General features: G+C 71.3%; 14 protein-coding genes. 12 read left to right on the top strand and 2 right to left on the bottom strand.

The window, feature by feature from the left end:
• Positions 1-8 precede the first annotated feature (8 nt).
• The 12 genes from nuoE (at position 9) to ABD347_RS20030 (ending at position 15,015) form a co-directional block, all read left to right on the top strand.
• Entirely contained in the window at positions 9-851 is an 843-nt protein-coding gene (nuoE, locus tag ABD347_RS20085; protein WP_344363439.1) for an NADH-quinone oxidoreductase subunit NuoE, read from the top strand.
• Complete coding sequence (gene nuoF / locus ABD347_RS20080; RefSeq protein WP_344363220.1) at positions 851-2,194, top strand: NADH-quinone oxidoreductase subunit NuoF; 1,344 nt, start codon at positions 851-853, stop codon at positions 2,192-2,194. Before nuoE ends, nuoF begins: the two co-directional genes overlap by 1 nt.
• Positions 2,195-2,199: 5 nt before the next feature.
• Complete coding sequence (locus ABD347_RS20075; RefSeq protein ID WP_344363437.1) at positions 2,200-4,680, top strand: NADH-quinone oxidoreductase subunit G; 2,481 nt, start codon at positions 2,200-2,202, stop codon at positions 4,678-4,680.
• Between the two features lie 43 nt (positions 4,681-4,723).
• Positions 4,724-6,109 carry an NADH-quinone oxidoreductase subunit NuoH gene (gene nuoH / locus ABD347_RS20070; protein WP_344363218.1) on the top strand — a complete coding sequence of 462 codons (1,386 nt, stop codon included), beginning with the start codon at positions 4,724-4,726 and terminating at the stop codon, positions 6,107-6,109.
• On the top strand, positions 6,096-6,722 hold the full coding sequence (gene nuoI, locus ABD347_RS20065; protein ID WP_425575716.1) for an NADH-quinone oxidoreductase subunit NuoI: 627 nt from the start codon (positions 6,096-6,098) through the stop codon (positions 6,720-6,722). The genes nuoH and nuoI overlap by 14 nt, the downstream gene beginning before the upstream one ends.
• Positions 6,719-7,570, top strand: a complete 852-nt coding sequence (locus tag ABD347_RS20060; protein WP_344363214.1) for an NADH-quinone oxidoreductase subunit J — start codon at positions 6,719-6,721, stop codon at positions 7,568-7,570. Before nuoI ends, ABD347_RS20060 begins: the two co-directional genes overlap by 4 nt.
• Positions 7,567-7,866 carry an NADH-quinone oxidoreductase subunit NuoK gene (gene nuoK, locus ABD347_RS20055; protein WP_344363212.1) on the top strand — a complete coding sequence of 100 codons (300 nt, stop codon included), beginning with the start codon at positions 7,567-7,569 and terminating at the stop codon, positions 7,864-7,866. The genes ABD347_RS20060 and nuoK overlap by 4 nt, the downstream gene beginning before the upstream one ends.
• An 11-nt stretch (positions 7,867-7,877) precedes the next feature.
• On the top strand, positions 7,878-9,818 hold the full coding sequence (nuoL, locus tag ABD347_RS20050) for an NADH-quinone oxidoreductase subunit L (protein WP_344363210.1): 1,941 nt from the start codon (positions 7,878-7,880) through the stop codon (positions 9,816-9,818).
• 5 nt (positions 9,819-9,823) lie between these two features.
• On the top strand, positions 9,824-11,395 hold the full coding sequence (locus ABD347_RS20045) for an NADH-quinone oxidoreductase subunit M (protein ID WP_344363435.1): 1,572 nt from the start codon (positions 9,824-9,826) through the stop codon (positions 11,393-11,395).
• Positions 11,392-13,056, top strand: coding sequence for an NADH-quinone oxidoreductase subunit NuoN (gene nuoN / locus ABD347_RS20040; protein ID WP_344363207.1), 1,665 nt, complete (start codon positions 11,392-11,394; stop codon positions 13,054-13,056). Before ABD347_RS20045 ends, nuoN begins: the two co-directional genes overlap by 4 nt.
• 130 nt (positions 13,057-13,186) lie before the next feature.
• Positions 13,187-14,164, top strand: a complete 978-nt coding sequence (locus ABD347_RS20035; RefSeq protein WP_344363205.1) for a helix-turn-helix transcriptional regulator — start codon at positions 13,187-13,189, stop codon at positions 14,162-14,164.
• A gap of 41 nt (positions 14,165-14,205) precedes the next feature.
• Complete coding sequence (locus ABD347_RS20030) at positions 14,206-15,015, top strand: dioxygenase family protein (protein WP_344363203.1); 810 nt, start codon at positions 14,206-14,208, stop codon at positions 15,013-15,015.
• 24 nt (positions 15,016-15,039) lie between these two features.
• Here the strand turns inward: ABD347_RS20030 and ABD347_RS20025 are convergent, their stop codons facing one another.
• The gene (locus tag ABD347_RS20025) at positions 15,040-15,567 is read right to left on the bottom strand and encodes a hypothetical protein (protein ID WP_344363201.1); all 528 of its coding nucleotides are present in this window, start codon (positions 15,565-15,567) and stop codon (positions 15,040-15,042) included.
• 251 nt (positions 15,568-15,818) lie between these two features.
• A complete protein-coding gene (gene fahA / locus ABD347_RS20020) occupies positions 15,819-17,045 on the bottom strand; it encodes a fumarylacetoacetase (RefSeq protein ID WP_344363199.1) in 1,227 nt (408 codons plus the stop codon).
• Positions 17,046-17,053 lie beyond the last annotated feature (8 nt).

Here is a 17,053-nt window from a genome sequence, read left to right as displayed (position 1 = left end):
GCTTGGGGATGCCGCAGCTCCCCGCCCCCGACTACCCCGACGACGTGCGGGCCCGGCTCGAAGCGGACGCCAGGGAGGTCATCGCCCGCTACCCCGACAGCCGGTCCGCGCTGCTGCCGCTGCTGCACCTGGTGCAGTCGGAGGAGGGGTACGTGACCCGGACCGGCATGCGGTTCTGCGCGGAGGTGCTCGGCCTGACCACGGCCGAGGTCACGGCGGTCGCCACCTTCTACTCGATGTACCGCCGCAAGCCGTCCGGCGACTACCAGGTCGGGGTGTGCACCAACACCCTGTGCGCGGTCATGGGCGGCGACGCGATCTTCGAGGAGCTCCAGGAGCACCTCGGCGTCGGCAACAACGGCACCACGCCCGACGGCAAGGTCACCCTCGAACACATCGAGTGCAACGCCGCCTGCGACTTCGCCCCCGTGGTGATGGTCAACTGGGAGTTCTTCGACAACCAGACGCCCGACTCCGCCAAGCGGCTCGTCGACGACCTGCGCGCCGGCCGCCCCGTCGAACCGACCCGCGGCGCGCCCCTGTGCACGTACAAGGAGACCGCCCGCATCCTGGCCGGCTTCCCCGACGAGCGTCCCGGCGCGGTCGAGGCGACCGGCGGCGCCGGCCCCGCCTCGCTGGTCGGCCTGAAGCTCGCCAAGGGCGAGACCACACCCGGCGCGCGCGTGGTCCACCCGCGCGGCGAGGCCCCGCAGGACGAGCCCACACCCGGCTCGGGTCACCTGAGTTCGCACGACGCGCCTCAGCCGACTTCGGCCTCCGACCCGAAGCACCCGTCCGGACCGGTCGGACCGGCCCGCCAGGACGGCCCGGCCACCGAGGAGGGGGAGTGATGACGTTGGCAACCGAGATGACCAGCCCCGAGAAGCTGCTCGCACCGGTCCTGTCCGCGTTCTGGGACCAGCCGGACTCCTGGACGCTGGAGACCTACCGGCGGCACGAGGGCTACGAGGGTCTGCGCAAGGCCCTCGCCATGACGCCCGACGACCTCATCGCGTACGTCAAGGACTCCGGCCTGCGCGGCCGTGGCGGCGCGGGCTTCCCCACCGGGATGAAGTGGCAGTTCATCCCCCAGGGGGACGGCAAGCCCCACTACCTCGTGGTCAACGCCGACGAGTCGGAGCCCGGCACCTGCAAGGACATCCCGCTCCTCTTCGCCAACCCGCACTCCCTCATCGAGGGGATCGTGATCGCCTGCTACGCGATCAGGTCCAGCCATGCCTTCATCTACCTGCGCGGCGAGGTCGTGCCGGTCCTGCGCCGGCTGCACGAGGCCGTGCGCGAGGCGTACGCGGCGGGCTACCTCGGCACGAACATCCTCGGCAGCGGACTCGACCTCGAACTCACCGTGCACGCCGGCGCCGGCGCGTACATCTGCGGCGAGGAGACCGCGCTGCTCGACTCGCTCGAAGGCCGTCGCGGCCAGCCCCGGCTGCGCCCCCCCTTCCCCGCGGTCGCCGGTCTGTACGCGTGCCCCACTGTGGTGAACAACGTCGAGTCGATCGCCTCGGTTCCCGCGATCCTGAACCGGGGCAAGGACTGGTTCAGGTCGATGGGCAGCGAGAAGTCCCCCGGCTTCACCCTCTACTCGCTCAGCGGCCATGTCGCCTCGCCCGGCCAGTACGAGGCGCCGCTCGGCATCACCCTGCGCCAGCTGCTCGACATGAGCGGCGGCATGAGGCCCGGCCACCGGCTGAAGTTCTGGACGCCCGGCGGCTCGTCGACCCCGATGTTCACCGACGAGCACCTCGACGTCCCCCTCGACTACGAGGGCGTCGGCGCGGCCGGCTCGATGCTCGGCACCAAGGCGCTCCAGTGCTTCGACGAGACGACGTGCGTGGTGCGGGCGGTCACCCGGTGGACCGAGTTCTACGCCCACGAGTCCTGCGGCAAGTGCACCCCGTGCCGCGAGGGCACCTACTGGCTCGTCCAGCTGCTGCGGGACATCGAGGCCGGCAAGGGCACGCTGGGCGACCTCGACAAGCTGAACGACATCGCCGACAACATCAACGGCAAGTCGTTCTGCGCCCTCGGTGACGGCGCCGCCTCGCCGATCTTCTCGTCGCTGAAGTACTTCCGCGGCGAGTACGAGCAGCACATCACGGGCAAGGGCTGCCCCTTCGACCCGGCCAAGTCGACCGCCTGGGCGGACAACCACGTGGAGGTGACGGCGTGACCGTCATGGCATCCGGCTCCGGCGGGGGCGGCGGCCCCGCCGTCCCGCCCGAGGAACTGGTCACCCTGACCATCGACGGCATCGAGGTCTCCGTCCCCAAGGGGACGCTGGTCATCCGCGCCGCCGAGCAGCTGGGCATCGAGATCCCCCGGTTCTGCGACCACCCGCTGCTGGACCCGGCCGGCGCCTGCCGGCAGTGCATCGTCGAGGTGGAGGGCCAGCGCAAGCCGATGGCCTCCTGCACCATCACCTGCACCGACGGCATGGTCGTCAAGTCGCAGCTCACCTCGCCCGTCGCCGAGAAGGCCCAGGTGGGGGTGATGGAGCTGCTGCTCATCAACCACCCGCTGGACTGCCCGGTCTGCGACAAGGGCGGCGAGTGCCCCCTGCAGAACCAGGCCATGTCCCACGGGCAGGCCGACTCCCGCTTCGAGGGGCGGAAGCGGACCTACGAGAAGCCCGTGCCGATCTCCACGCAGGTGCTGCTCGACCGTGAGCGGTGCGTGCTGTGCGCCCGTTGCACCCGGTTCTCCAACCAGGTCGCGGGCGACCCGATGATCGAGCTGATCGAGCGCGGCGCGCTCCAGCAGGTCGGTACGGGGGAGGGCGACCCGTTCGAGTCGTACTTCTCCGGCAACACCATCCAGATCTGCCCGGTCGGCGCGCTGACGTCGGCGGCGTACCGGTTCCGCTCCCGCCCCTTCGACCTGGTCTCCTCGCCGAGCGTCTGCGAGCACTGCGCGGGCGGCTGCGCCACGCGCACCGACCACCGGCGCGGCAAGGTCATGAGGCGGCTGGCCGCCAACGACCCGGAGGTCAACGAGGAGTGGGTGTGCGACAAGGGGCGCTTCGCGTTCCGGTACACGCAGCAGCGTGACCGGCTCACCACTCCGCTGGTGCGCGGCGCCGACGGCGTCCTGGAGCCGGCCTCCTGGCCGGAGGCCCTGGAGGTGGCGGCGCGCGGCCTGGTCCGGGGTCGCACGGGCGTCCTGACCGGCGGCCGGCTGACCGTCGAGGACGCGTACGCGTACGCCAAGTTCGCCCGCGTCGCCCTCGACACCAACGACATCGACTTCCGCGCGCGCGTGCACAGCAGCGAGGAGGCCGACTTCCTGGCCGCCCGCGTCGCGGGACGCGGCCGGGACCTGGACGGGGCGGGCGTCACGTACACCTCCCTGGAGAAGGCCCCGGCGGTGCTCCTCGTCGGGCTGGAGGCGGAGGAGGAGGCGCCGGGCGTCTTCCTGCGGCTGCGCAAGGCGTGGCGCAAGCACGGGCAGAGGACGTACGCGCTCGCCTCCCACGCCACCCGGGGCCTGGAGAAGGCGGGCGGCACCCTGCTGCCGGCCGCCCCCGGGACCGAGCCCGAGTGGCTGGCCGCCCTCGCCGCCGGGACGGGGCTGGACGCGGACGGAGCCGCCGCCTCCGGGGCGCTGCGGGAGCCGGGCGCGGTCATCGCGGTCGGTGAGCGGCTGGCGGGAGTGCCGGGCGCGCTGACCGCGGCCGTGCGCGCCGCGGCGGCGACCGGGGCGGAGCTGGTGTGGATCCCGCGCCGGGCCGGTGAGCGCGGCGCGGTGTGGGCGGGCGCGATCCCGTCGCTGCTGCCGGGCGGGCGCCCCGCGACCGATCCCCGCGCGCGTGACGAGGTCGCCGTCGCCTGGGGCGTACGGGAACTGCCGCACCGGTACGGCCGGGACACCGGCCAGATCGTGGAGGCCGCGGTCACCGGCGAGCTGGCCGCCCTGCTGGTCGCGGGCGTCGAGGTGGCGGACCTGCCGGACCCGGCACGCGCGCGTGAGGCCCTGGACGCGGCCTTCGTGGTGTCGCTGGAGCTGCGGCCGGGCGAGGTCACCGAGCGGGCGGACGTCGTCCTCCCGGTCGCGGCGGTCGCGGAGAAGTCCGGCACCTTCCTCAACTGGGAGGGCAGGGTGCGGATGTTCGAGGCCGCGCTGAAGCCGGAGCACATGACGCGCGCCCTCGCCCCGACGGACGCGCGGGTGCTGCACATGCTGGCCGACACCATGGACGCGCACTTCGCGCTGCCGGACGTGAAGGCCGTACGCCGTGAGATGGACCGGCTCGGCGCCTGGGCCGGGGCGCGGTCGGGCGACCCGGTCGAGTCCGCCGCGCCGCTGCCCCGCGCGGGCGAGGGCGAGGCGGTGCTGGCCGGCCACCGGATGCTGCTGGACCTGGGCGTCCTGCAGGAGGGTGACGAGGCCCTGGCGGGCACCCGCCACGCCTCGGTGGCCCGCCTGTCGGTGGCCACGGCGGTGGAGACGGGCGTCAAGGACGGCGACCTGGTGTCGGTGGCCGGCCCGGCGGGCGCGGTCGAACTCCCCCTCCGCGTGACGGAGATGCCCGACCGGGTGGTCTGGCTTCCCCTCAACTCGACCCCCGGCGGCGTCCTGTCCGTCCTGGGCACCACACCCGGACACCTGGTGCGCCTCGCCCCGGCCGGCGCCCCCCGAGCGGCGGAGGCGCGGTCATGACCCGTGACTCCCACCGTCCCACCCGCGTCCCGGAGGTGCGCGCATGACCGCCCTGGTCCAGCTCGCGGCAGAGCCGCAGAGCGTCCTCGCGCTGGAGGACCTGTCCATGTTCGGCCGCGACCCCTGGTGGCTCGTGGTGGTCAAGGCGGTCTTCTGCTTCGCCTTCCTGATGGTCACCGTGCTCTTCTCCATCGTGTGGGAGCGCAAGGTCGTCGCCTGGATGCAGCTGCGTATCGGCCCCAACCGGCACGGCCCCTGGGGCCTCCTCCAGTCCCTCGCGGACGGCATCAAGCTGATGCTGAAGGAGGACGTGGTCGTCAAGCGCGCCGACAAGGCCGTCTACATCCTGGCCCCGATCGTGGCCGCGATCCCCGCGTTCATGGCGATCGCGGTGATCCCCTTCGGCCCGGCCGGCAACGAGGTCTCGATCTTCGGCCAGCGCACCACGATGCAGCTGACCGACCTGCCGATCGCGATGCTGTACATCCTCGCGGTCGCCTCCGTCGGCATCTACGGCATCGTGCTCGCCGGGTGGTCGTCCGGCTCCACCTACCCGCTCCTCGGCGGCCTGCGGTCGTGCGCGCAGATGATCTCCTACGAGATCGCCATGGGCGCCGCCTTCGCCTCCGTCTTCCTCTACTCCGGGTCGATGTCGACCTCGGCGATCGTCGAGGCGCAGGCGGACCGCTGGTTCGTCATCCTGCTGCCGGTCTCCTTCGTCATCTACGTCGTCACGATGATCGGTGAGACCAACCGTGCTCCGTTCGACATGCCCGAGTCCGAGGGCGACCTGGTCGGCGGCTTCAACACGGAGTACAGCTCCATCAAGTTCGCGATGTTCATGCTCGCCGAGTACGTGAACATGGTGACCGTCTCGGCGGTGTCGGTGACGCTCTTCCTGGGCGGCTGGCGGGCCCCGTACCCGGTCTCCGCCTTCTGGGAGGGCGCGAACCACGGCTGGTGGCCGATGCTCTGGTTCGTCGTCAAGGTGCAGCTGCTGCTCTTCTTCTTCATCTGGCTGCGCGGCACGCTGCCGCGCGTCCGCTACGACCAGCTGATGAAGCTCGGCTGGAAGGTCCTCATCCCCGCGTCGGTCGTCTGGCTGATGCTGGTGGCGACCGTGCGGGCGCTGCGCAACGAGAACTACGACTTCCAGGAGATCGTGCTGTACGTGGCGGGCGCGGTCATCGTGGTCCTCATCCTCTCCTTCGTCGTCGACATCTTCCGCGACAAGAAGGCCGGGCGGGGGGCGGAGGCAGCCGCGCCGCCCGCCGAGTTCGACCCGATGGCCGGCGGATTCCCCGTACCGCCGCTGCCGGGTCAGACCCTGCCGCCGGTGCCCCGACGACGGCCGCGCCGTGACGGCGAGTTGATTGTCAGTGGTGGGGTCAATACTGACAGTGACGGAAAGGAGGCTGACGGTGCCTGAGAACGACTTCCAGAATCCGGTCGCCGGCTTCGGCGTGACCTTCAAGGCCATGTTCAAGAAGCGGCTCACCGAGCAGTACCCGGAGCAGCAGAAGACGACGGCGCCGCGCTTCCACGGGCGGCACCAGCTCAACCGCCATCCGGACGGCCTGGAGAAGTGCGTCGGCTGTGAGCTGTGCGCCTGGGCCTGCCCGGCCGACGCCATCTACGTGGAGGGCGCGGACAACACGGACGAGGAGCGCTACTCGCCCGGTGAGCGGTACGGCCGCGTCTACCAGATCAACTACGCCCGCTGCATCCTGTGCGGACTGTGCATCGAGGCCTGCCCGACCCGGGCGCTGACGATGACGAACGAGTTCGAGCTGGCCGACAGCTCCCGCGAGAACCTGATCTACACCAAGGAGCAGCTCCTCGCGGGGCTGGAGGAGGGCATGGTCGACTCGCCCCACGCCATCTTCCCGGGCATGACCGAGCAGGACTACTACCGGGGACTGGTCACCGAGGCCGCGCCCGGCACCACCCCGCAGACCGCGGCCGACACCGGTGAGCCGCAGCAGGGCGCGTCGGACTTCGGGCCCGACGAGCCCGCGTCGAAGAAGGTGATCGGCACATGAGCGCGCTCGCCGCCGCCAACGCGGCCTCCACCGGTGAGGCCGTGCAGTTCTGGGTGCTCGGCACGATCGCCGTCATCGGCGCGCTGGGCACGATCCTGTTGAAGAAGGCCGTGCACAGCGCGCTGAGCCTGGCCGCGACCATGATCATTCTTGCTGTCTTCTACCTCGCCAACGGGGCGTACTTCCTGGGCGTCGTGCAGATCATCGTCTACACCGGCGCGATCATGATGCTCTTCCTCTTCGTCGTCATGCTCGTCGGCGTCACCGCCGCCGACTCGCTGAAGGAGACCATCAAGGGGCAGCGCTGGCTTGCCGTCGCCTGCGGGCTGGGCTTCGGCATCCTCCTCGTCTCCGGACTCGGCAGGGCCTCGCTGGACACCTTCGAGGGCCTCGGCACGGCGAACGCCGGGGGCAATGTGGAGGGCCTCGCGGCACTGATCTTCACCACGTACGTCTTCGCCTTCGAGATCACCGGCGCCCTGCTGATCACCGCCACCGTCGGCGCGATGGTGCTGACGCACCGGGAGCGCATCGAGCGGGCCCGGACCCAGCGGGAACTGTCCGAGCAGCGGGTACGGGAGGGGAAGCACCTGCCGCCGCTGCCGGCGCCCGGTGTCTACGCCCGCCACAACGCCGTGGACATCGCCGGTCTGCTGCCCGACGGCACGCCGTCCGAACTCACCGTCAGCCAGACGCTGCGGGCGCGCGGCCAGGTCCGCGACGTGTCGCGGCAGGCGCTGGAGGACCTCAAGGCGCTGGAGCAGCGCGCGGAGGAACGCCTGGGACGCGGCCCGTCGGAGCCGCAGGCGTCCCGGCCCCAGGGCCGTAAGGAGGAGAACGCGCAGTGAATCCGGTCAACTACCTGTACCTGGCCGCCCTGTTGTTCACCATCGGTGCGGCCGGGGTGCTGATCCGGCGGAACGCGATCGTCGTCTTCATGTGCGTCGAGCTGATGCTCAACGCCTGCAACCTGACGCTCGTCGCCTTCTCCCGGATGCACGGCAATCTCGACGGCCAGATCGTCGCCTTCTTCACCATGGTCGTCGCCGCCGCGGAGGTCGTGGTCGGGCTCGCGATCATCGTGTCGCTGTTCCGTTCCCGCCACTCGGCCTCGGTCGACGACGCCAGCCTGATGAAGCTGTGAGGGGCTGAATCGTGGAGAATCTGATCGCGCTGCTCGTCGCGGCGCCCCTGCTGGGAGCGGCCGTCCTGCTCTGCGGCGGGAAGCGGCTGGACAGGGCCGGGCACTGGCTCGGCACCCTGCTCGCCGCCGCCTCCTTCGTCATCGGGGCGGTGCTCTTCTTCGACATGCTGGGCAGGGACACCGGGGAACGGGCGCTGCACCAGCACCTGTTCAGCTGGGTGCCGGTGGAGAGCTTCCGGGCGGACATCGCCTTCCAGCTCGACCAGCTGTCGATGACGTTCGTCCTGCTCATCACCGGTGTCGGCACACTCATCCATGTGTACTCGATCGGGTACATGGAGCACGACGAGCGCAGGCGCCGCTTCTTCGGTTACCTGAACCTGTTCCTCTCGGCGATGCTGCTGCTGGTCCTCGCCGACAACTACCTGCTGCTGTACTTCGGCTGGGAGGGCGTCGGCCTGGCCTCGTACCTCCTGATCGGTTTCTGGCAGCACAAGCCCAGCGCGGCCACCGCCGCGAAGAAGGCCTTCCTGGTCAACCGGGTCGGCGACATGGGCCTGTCGATCGCCATCATGCTGATGTTCACCACCTTCGGGACGTTCGCCTTCGGGCCGGTGCTCGCGGCGACGGGGCAGGCGAGCGAGGGCATGCTGACGGCCATCGGCCTGATGCTGCTGCTCGCCGCGTGCGGCAAGTCCGCGCAGGTGCCGCTCCAGTCCTGGCTCGGTGACGCGATGGAGGGCCCGACCCCGGTCTCGGCCCTGATCCACGCGGCCACGATGGTGACCGCCGGCGTCTACCTGATCACCAGGTCGGGTGCGATCTTCAACGCCGCCCCGGACGCGCAGCTGGCGGTCGTGGTGGTGGGCGCGGTCACGCTCCTGTTCGGTGCCGTCGTCGGTTGTGCCAAGGACGACATCAAGAAGGCGCTGGCCGGTTCGACGATGTCGCAGATCGGCTACATGATCCTGGCGGCCGGGCTCGGCCCGATCGGGTACGCCTTCGCGATCATGCACCTGGTGACGCACGGCTTCTTCAAGGCCGGGCTGTTCCTCGGCGCCGGTTCGGTCATGCACGGCATGAACGACGAGGTCGACATGAGGAAGTACGGGGGCTTGCGGAAGTACATGCCGGTGACCTTCGTGACCTTCGGGCTCGGGTACCTGGCGATCATCGGCTTCCCGGGACTGTCCGGCTTCTGGTCCAAGGACAAGATCATCGAGGCGGCCTTCGCCAAGGGCGGCACGGAGGGCTGGATCCTCGGCGCGGTCACCCTGCTGGGCGCGGGCATCACCGCGTACTACATGACCCGCGTGATGATCATGACGTTCTTCGGTGAGAAGCGCTGGCAGCCGGCCCCCGACGCCGGCGCGGTGCCCAGCGCCGAACCGGCCGCCGAGGACCACGCGGGCCGGATGCCGCACCCGCACGAGTCGCCGAAGTCCATGACGATTCCGATGATCCTGCTGGCGTTCGGATCCGTCTTCGCGGGCGGGCTCTTCTCGTTCAACAGCGCCTTTGTCAACTGGCTCGAGCCGGTCACCGCGTTCGAGCACGGGCACCCGCCCATCAGCGCGGGCGCGGTCACCGCCTCCACGGTCGTCGTCCTGCTGACCGGCGTCGGCATCGCGTACGCGCAGTACGGCCGCCGGCCCGTCCCGGTCGTCGCCCCGCGCGGTTCGCTGCTCACCCGCGCCGCCCGGCGCGATCTGCTCCAGGACGACTTCAACCACGTCGTCCTGGTCCGCGGCGGCGAGCACCTCACCCGCTCGCTGGTGTACATGGACCACACCCTGGTCGACGGGGTGGTCAACGGAACCGCCGCCTCGGTCGGCGGACTGTCCGGCCGGCTGCGCAAGCTGCAGAACGGCTTCGCCCGCTCCTACGCGGTCTCGATGTTCGGAGGTACGGCGGTGCTGATCGCCGCGACCCTGCTGATGAGGGGGGTGTGACCACGATGTCGTTCCCCCTCCTGACGGTGACGGCGGTCCTGCCGGCCGCCGGCGCGATCCTCACCGCCGCCGTCCCGGCCGCGCGCCGCACGGCCGCCAAGTGGCTGGCGCTGCTGGTCTCCCTGGGCACGCTGGTCCTGGCCGCGCTCGTGGTCGTCCGGTTCGAACCGGGCGGCGAGCGCTACCAGCTCACCGAGTCCCACGCCTGGATCAAGGACTTCGGCGTGCGGTACGAACTGGGCGTGGACGGCATCGGGGTGGCGCTCATCGCGCTCACCGCACTGCTGATCCCGTTCATCGTCCTGGCCGGCTGGCACGACGCCGACCCCCTGGAGACCCAGTCGAAGCGGTGGCGGCCGACCCAGGGCTTCTTCGCCCTGATCCTGATGGTCGAGGCGATGGTGATCCTCTCCTTCGCCGCCACCGACGTCTTCCTCTTCTACATCCTCTTCGAAGCCATGCTCATCCCGATGTACTTCCTCATCGGCGGCTTCGGGGACCGGGCCCACACGGGCACCGACGACAACGCGGCGGCCCAGCGCTCGTACGCCGCGGTCAAGTTCCTGCTCTACAACCTGGCCGGCGGGCTCATCATGCTGGCCGCCGTCATCGGGCTGTACGTCGTCGCCGGCAACTTCTCCCTCACGGAGATCGCCGCGGCGCGGGCGAGCGGCGAGCTCGAGATGGCGGCCAACACCGAGCGGCTGCTGTTCCTCGGGTTCTTCCTCGCCTTCGCGGTGAAGGCCCCGCTGTGGCCGCTGCACACCTGGCTGCCCAACGCGATGGGTGAGGCCACCGCGCCGGTGGCGGTGCTGATCACGGCGGTCGTCGACAAGGTCGGCACCTTCGCGATGCTCCGTTACTGCCTCCAGCTCTTCCCGGAGGCGTCGAAGTGGGCCACGCCCGCGATCATCGTGCTGGCGCTGATCAGCATCGTCTACGGGGCGCTGCTCGCGGTCGGCCAGCGCGACATCAAGCGCCTGATCGCGTACGCGTCGATCTCCCACTTCGGCTTCATCATCATGGGCATCTTCGCGATGACCAGCCAGGGCCAGTCCGGGGCGACGCTGTACATGGTCAACCACGGCATCTCGACGGCCGCGCTGATGCTGGTGGCCGGGTTCCTGATCACGCGCCGCGGATCGCGGCTCATCGCCGACTACGGCGGGGTGCAGAAGGTGGCGCCGGTGCTCGCCGGGACGTTCCTGGTGGGCGGCCTGGCCACGCTGTCGCTGCCCGGCCTCGCGCCGTTCGTCTCCGAGTTCCTGGTCCTGGTGGGCACCTTCGCCCGCTATCCGGTGGCGGGCGTCATCGCGACCTTCGGCATCGTGCTGGCCGCGCTCTACACGCTGGTGCTCTACCAGCGGACGATGACCGGTCCGGTGAAGGAGGAGGTGCGGGCCATGCCCGACCTCAAGGCGCGTGAGCTGGCCGTGATCACTCCGCTGATCGCCCTGCTGCTCTTCCTTGGCGTCTACCCCAAGCCGCTCACCGAGATCGTCGACCCGGCCGTGCGGCACACCATGTCCGACGTACAGCAGAAGGACCCGCGACCGGAAGTGGAGGCGGCCAAGTGAGCGCATCAGCCGCAGTGGCTGTCCACAGCCTGTGGACGACGGCAGCCGAACCGGCCGCCGTCGACAAGATCGGGGCGCCGGCCATCGAGTACGCCCAGCTGGCACCCGTGCTGATCGTGGTGGGCGCCGCGGTGGTGGGCGTGCTGCTGGAGGCCGTCGTACCGCGCCGCGCCCGCTACTACGCGCAGGTGTTCCTGACCGTCGTGGCACTGGCCGCCGCCTTCGCGGCCGTCGTCGCCCTGGCGGTCGGCGGCCACGCCACGACCAAGGCCGGCATCGTCGCCATGGGCGCGATCGCGGTCGACGGACCGGCCCTGTTCCTCCAGGGCACCATCCTGCTGACCTCGCTGGTCGCCGTGTTCACCTTCGCGGAGCGACGGCTCGACCCCGCCCATCACGGGCACCGGGTCGACTCCTTCGCGGCCGAGGCCGCCGCCGTACCGGGCAGCGACCACGAGAAGGCCGCCGTCAAGGCGGGGTTCACCACGACCGAGGTCTTCCCGCTGGTGCTGTTCGCCGTGGGCGGGATGCTCGTCTTCCCGGCGGCCAACGACCTGCTGACGCTGTTCATCGCGCTGGAGGTCTTCTCCCTGCCGCTGTACCTGCTGTGCGCGGTGGCCCGCCGCAAGCGGCTGATGTCGCAGGAAGCCGCGGTGAAGTACTTCCTGCTGGGCGCCTTCTCGTCGGCGTTCCTGCTGTTCGGCATCGCCCTGCTGTACGGGTACGCGGGCTCGGTGTCGTACGCCCGGATCGCCGACGTGGTGGACGGGTCCGTCGCCGACATCACCCCGGCGCTCGCCCAGACCATGGGCAACGACGTGCTGCTGCTCATCGGCTTCGCGATGGTGCTGATGGGCCTGCTGTTCAAGGTCGGCGCGGTGCCGTTCCACATGTGGACCCCGGACGTCTACCAGGGAGCCCCGACGCCGGTCACCGGCTTCATGGCGGCCGCCACGAAGGTCGCGGCGTTCGGCGCGCTGCTGAGGCTGCTGTACGTGGTGCTTCCCGGACTGCGCTGGGACTGGCGGCCCGTCATGTGGGGCGTCGCCATCGTCACCATGCTCGCCGGCGCGATCGTCGCCATCACCCAGACCGACATCAAGCGGCTGCTCGCGTACTCGTCGATCGCCCACGCGGGCTTCATCCTCGCCGGTGTCATCGCGGCCACGCCCGACGGGGTGTCGTCCGTCCTCTTCTACCTGGGCGCCTACTCGTTCGTGACGGTGGGGGCCTTCGCCGTCGTCACCCTGGTGCGGGACGCCGGCGGCGAGGCGACCCACCTCTCCAAGTGGGCAGGGCTGGGGCGGCGCTCGCCCCTCGTCGCGGCCGTCTTCGCGGTGTTCCTGCTGGCCTTCGCCGGTATCCCGCTGACCTCGGGGTTCTCGGGCAAGTTCGCCGTCTTCAAGGCGGCGGCGGAGGGCGGCGCGGGGACACTGGTGGTCGTCGGTGTCATCTCGTCGGCGATCGCCGCGTTCTTCTACGTCCGGGTCATCGTGCTGATGTTCTTCAGCGAGCCGAAGCCGGAGGGCCCGACGGTCGCCGTGCCGTCACCGCTGACGATGACGACGATCGCCGTGGGAGTGGCGGTCACCCTCGCGCTGGGCGTGGCGCCGCAGTACTTCCTCGAACTGGCCGGACAGGCCGGCGTCTTCGTCCGCTGACCCACTGGAAGGCCCGCCGGGAGGCGAGCCTCGCAGGGCCCGGCATCCCGTACGGGGTGCCGGGCCCTGCGTGCGCGTGCCATCGTGACCCCGGGAGATTGGTCTGGACCTCCAGGAAGGGGAACAGGAGATGCGCGGCACCACCGTCTTACCCGGCACACCCTGCGCCGCACCCGTAGCAGGCGTGCTGCCCATGCACCGCCTCGAAGTGCCCATGCCCAACGCCCTGCCGTTCGCGATCGGCACCTTCGACACCATCGGCCCGATGTCACGCGCCGCCTTCCCGCACCGGCACACCTTCTACGAGATCGTCCACGTCACCGCCGGGACGGGCACGCACGTGCTGGACCTGACCCGGTGGGAACTGCGCCCGCCCCACCTGTGCGTCATCGCGCCGGGCCAGGTCCACCACTGGGAGAACGCGGCGGGCCTCGACGGGTCCGTGGTGCTGTTCACCGAGGACTTCCTGCTCGACCACCCCGGTGACCGGGACGTGCTGCGGGGCCTGGCCGGACACCCCTGGCTGACGCTCGACGAGCACGACCACGAGCGGACCGGCCGTCTGGTGGCCGAGCTCCACGAGGAGTACCGGCGTGGTGCCGAGGGGTTCGAGAGCGTCCTGCGCGCCCTGCTGCACATCCTCGTCGTACGTACGGCCCGGCTGCCCGCCCCCGTGACCACCATCACCGCCGCCGTACCGTCCGGTCCGGCCACCCGGCCCGGAGCGGTCGCGGACGCGTTCGCCCGGCTCCTCGCCCGTACCGATCCGGACCTCTGGTCGGTACGCGCCTGTGCCGAGCGGATCGGCGTCACGACCGGCTACCTCACCGAGGCCGTCAAGGCGGCCACCGGCCGGACCCCCGGCCAACTGGTCCGGGAAGCCCGCGCCCACGAGGCGAAGCGGCTGCTGGCACACACCGATCTGACGGTCCGCCAGGTCGCGGCGCGCGCCGGGTTCGCCGACCCGGCGTACTTCTGCCGTTTCTTCCGGCGGGAGACCGGGCTCAGCCCCGGCGCGTTCCGGAGGGGCGGCGAGACGCACGGCGGCGGCGGTATTCACCACGACCACCGGATCGAGTCCATCGCCCGCCCGGAACCGGCTGCGTAGGTTCGGTGCCGATCCCCGACGCCCCCTCATGAGGAGCAGGCATGGACGGACACCCCAGCCGAAAGGCCGTGCTGCGCGCCGCGCTCGCCGCCGGCGTCACCACGCCCGCCGCGCTGATGGGCGTGCCGGCGCTGGCCCGTACGGTCACCGCGAACGGCACGGCGAACGGCACCGCGCCTCCGCTCACCCCTTCCTGTGACGACGGGGACGACCCCACCCCGCCGCAGATGGAGGGCCCCTACTTCAAGCCGAACTCCCCCCGGCGCACCTCGCTGCTGGAGCCGGACACCCCCGGAGTGCGCCTCACCGTCACCGGCTATGTCTTCGGGCTCGCCTGCCGTCCGCTGAGCGGCGTGCTGCTGGACTTCTGGCAGGCCGACGTCAACGGGGCCTACGACAACACGGGCTTCCGCTTCCGTGGCCACCAGTTCACCGGCGAGGGAGGCGCGTTCACCCTGAGCACCATCGTGCCGGGGCTGTACCCGGGCCGGACCAGGCATCTGCATGTCAAGGTCCAGGCGCCCGGCCGCCCGGTGCTGACGACGCAGCTCTACTTCCCCGGAGAGCCCCGCAACAACACCGACCCGCTGTTCGACCCCCGGCTGCTGATGACGGTGCGGGACGCGGGCGGCGGCAGGGAGGCGGCGTTCGACTTCGTCCTGGACGTGCCGCAGCCCCCGGGGCCCGGCCCCACCCCGCCGCCCGGCGGGTCCACCTGGGCGGCGGGCACCACGTACCGGACCGGCGACCGCGTCACCTACGGGGGAGCGGTGTACGGCTGCCTCCAGAGCCACACGGCACAGCCGGGCTGGGAGCCGCCGCGCGCGCCGGCCCTGTGGCGGGCCGGCTGACCGGCCGGGCCCCGGGCCGACCGGTCAGGCCGCGCTCCCCGGGCAGCGCACCCGCGGGTTCCACTCGGTGAACATCCCCTTGGGGTTCTGCTTGTAGAGCCAGACGTGCAGGTCGTAGTGGACCGGTACGCCCGCCTCGACACCGGGCGTCGGGCCGAGGAACGGCTGCCCGAACATCGTCGGGCGGTCGTCGTCCGTGGTGACGTCCTGGTCGCGGTCCTCGACGAAGAACTCGATGCCGACCAGCCGCTTGCCCCTCTCCGTCTCCTCGTACATCAACGCGGAAGGCCTTGCCGGGTCGGTGGAGTTGTTGAGGGCCGGGTTGACGTAGTGGTAGCCCATACCGCCCTCGGGCCTGGCGACACAGCCACGCATGGGCTTGTACCCGTCCGCGAGGGCACGCTCCACCGAGTGGTACGTCACCGTCGCGCGGTACGCCGTCAGCAGGTCGGCGCGGACGTCGTCGTCGTCGGCGGGCGGCGCCGCCGCGCCCAGGGTGAGGGCGGTGAGGGCGGTGAGGGCGAGCGCGGACACGAGTGGGCGGCGACGCATGCTGCTGCTCCAGGGGGTGGGGGCCAGGGCCGGGGCTCCCCCCAGGGCCCACTCGCCAGCCTGCGGTCGCAGGCAGGGCCTCGCACACCGGGCGGGCCGATCGGCTGACGGAGGGCGGGGGGCGAGGACGCGGGCGGGGGAGGGGCGGGGCGCCCGCCCTGGCGCCGCCCGCGCCCGGGCGGGCGCTCGCGCCCCGGTCCCCCTCCGGCGCCGGTTGGGTCCGCCCGCGGCCCCGCCCGCCGTCGGGCGGGTCAGTGCGCGGGGGTGATCCGGCCGCTGACCTCGCCGAGGCCGACCTTCGTGCCGTCCGGGCCAGGCGCCCAGGCCGTGAGGGTGACCTCGTCGCCGTCCTCCAGGAAGGTCCGCTTGCCGGTGGACAGTTCCAGCGGCTCCTGACCGTTCCAGGTGAGCTCCAGCAGCGAGCCGCGCTGGTGGACCTCCGGGCCGCTGACCGTGCCGGAGCCGAAGAGGTCGCCGGTACGGAGGGAGGCGCCGTTGACCGTCATGTGCGCCAGCTGCTGGGCGGCCGTCCAGTACATGGTCGAGAAGGGCGGCTCGGAGACCGTCTCGCCGTTGACGCGCACCGTGATGTGCAGGTCGAAGCCGCCCGGCTCCTCGTCGGAGCTGTCGTCCAGGTACGGCAGGAGCGGGAAGTCGCGGGTGGGCGGCGCCACCCGGGCGGCGTCCAGGGCCTCCAGCGGGGTCACCCAGGCCGACACGGAGGTCGCGAAGGACTTGCCCAGGAAGGGGCCGAGGGGGACGTACTCCCACGCCTGGATGTCGCGCGCCGACCAGTCGTTGAGCAGCGTCAGGCCGAAGACGTGGTCGCGGAAGGAGGCGAGGGGCACGGGCCGGCCGAGCTCGGAGGGAGTGCCGACGAGGAAGCCGACCTCCGCCTCGATGTCGAGCTTGACGGACGGCCCGAAGACGGGGGCGGGGTCCGTGGGTGCCTTGCGCTGCCCGGCGGGGCGCGTGATGTCGGTGCCGGAGACGACGACCGTGCCGGAGCGGCCGTGGTAGCCGATCGGCAGGTGCTTCCAGTTCGGGGTGAGGGGCTCCCCGTCCGGACGGAAGATCTTGCCGACGTTGGTGGCGTGGTGCTCGGAGGCGTAGAAGTCGACGTAGTCCGCGACCTCGTACGGCAGGTGCAGGGTGACGTCGCCGAGCGGGTGCAGCAGTGGCTCTATGTCGGGGCGGTGCGCCGGGACGGTCACCCAGGCGGTGAGGGCGCGGCGGACGTCGCGCCAGGCGGTACGGCCGGCGGCGAGCAGCGGGTTCAGGCTCGGCTGGGCCAGCAGTGCCGCGTACGGCGAGCCCAGCGCGTGCGCCGCCGCACCCGCGTCCAGGACGTGGTCGCCGATGCGGACGCCGAGCCGGCGGCGGCCGGGTTCGTCGGCGGTGGTGAAGACGCCGTACGGGAGGTTGTGCGGGCCGAAGGGATCGCCTTCGGCCAGGTCGAGCGGGCTCTGCTCGGGCATCGGTGCTT

The organism is Streptomyces gobitricini, assembly GCF_039532985.1.
In the GTDB taxonomy this organism is placed as follows: domain Bacteria; phylum Actinomycetota; class Actinomycetes; order Streptomycetales; family Streptomycetaceae; genus Streptomyces; species Streptomyces gobitricini.
The sequence above is the reverse complement of the archived record's forward strand: the minus strand, read 5'-3'. Positions and strand labels throughout refer to the sequence as shown.

Bases quoted from the DNA above. Each gene is read 5' to 3' on its own strand.
- nuoF (WP_344363220.1), top strand. From the start codon at position 851: ATGACGTTGGCAACCGAGATGACCAGCCCCGAGAAGCTGCTCGCACCG.
- ABD347_RS20060 (WP_344363214.1), top strand. From the start codon at position 6,719: ATGAGCGCGCTCGCCGCCGCCAACGCGGCCTCCACCGGTGAGGCCGTG.
- ABD347_RS20025 (WP_344363201.1), bottom strand. From the start codon at position 15,567: ATGCGTCGCCGCCCACTCGTGTCCGCGCTCGCCCTCACCGCCCTCACC.
- ABD347_RS20045 (WP_344363435.1), top strand. From the start codon at position 9,824: ATGTCGTTCCCCCTCCTGACGGTGACGGCGGTCCTGCCGGCCGCCGGC.
- nuoE (WP_344363439.1), top strand. From the start codon at position 9: ATGCCGCAGCTCCCCGCCCCCGACTACCCCGACGACGTGCGGGCCCGG.
- fahA (WP_344363199.1), bottom strand. From the start codon at position 17,045: ATGCCCGAGCAGAGCCCGCTCGACCTGGCCGAAGGCGATCCCTTCGGC.
- nuoH (WP_344363218.1), top strand. From the start codon at position 4,724: ATGACCGCCCTGGTCCAGCTCGCGGCAGAGCCGCAGAGCGTCCTCGCG.
- ABD347_RS20030 (WP_344363203.1), top strand. From the start codon at position 14,206: ATGGACGGACACCCCAGCCGAAAGGCCGTGCTGCGCGCCGCGCTCGCC.
- ABD347_RS20075 (WP_344363437.1), top strand. From the start codon at position 2,200: ATGGCATCCGGCTCCGGCGGGGGCGGCGGCCCCGCCGTCCCGCCCGAG.
- ABD347_RS20035 (WP_344363205.1), top strand. From the start codon at position 13,187: ATGCGCGGCACCACCGTCTTACCCGGCACACCCTGCGCCGCACCCGTA.